Origin of the sequence: Kitasatospora sp. SC0581, assembly GCF_048159585.1 — a bacterium.
Lineage (GTDB): Bacteria > Actinomycetota > Actinomycetes > Streptomycetales > Streptomycetaceae > Kitasatospora.
The window spans coordinates 1-374 of record NZ_JBLRWA010000215.1; the positions used below are offsets into that span (position 1 = coordinate 1).

Consider the following 374-nt stretch of genomic DNA (forward strand, 5'->3'; position numbering starts at 1 on the left):
GACGCTGTATTTGAAGCTTCATCCTGAATGGCCTTCATTTGGTTTTTCGCCAATTCCACAGCCTGTTCTCCCTTACTTGCATCTCTCAGCGCTTCATCCGCCCCTTCAACAGCGTTCTCTGCTTCCTCCTGCAGTTCCCTTACTTTTTCCATCATCTTTTCCACCATCTCACTCGCATTTCCAATCGAGTTGCCCTGAATCTCAGCGCCGCCCCGAAAAGTTTGGACAGCTGCAGAGATTTGTTCAAAAGCTGCGGACATGTGTTGCAGTTCCATTTCCTGTTCCTTGCTTATCTGTTCCACCGTTTCGCTTCCATTTTTAAAGTCGCGGATCATTGCCCGAATGCCTAAAATGATCTTATTCATTTCATAGCC

General features: G+C 47.1%; 1 protein-coding gene. It reads right to left on the reverse strand.

Going from position 1 to position 374, the window contains the following annotated elements:
• A partial coding sequence (locus ACLWS4_RS37840) for a hypothetical protein (protein ID WP_416876549.1) occupies nt 1-374 on the reverse strand: 374 nt, incomplete at both ends.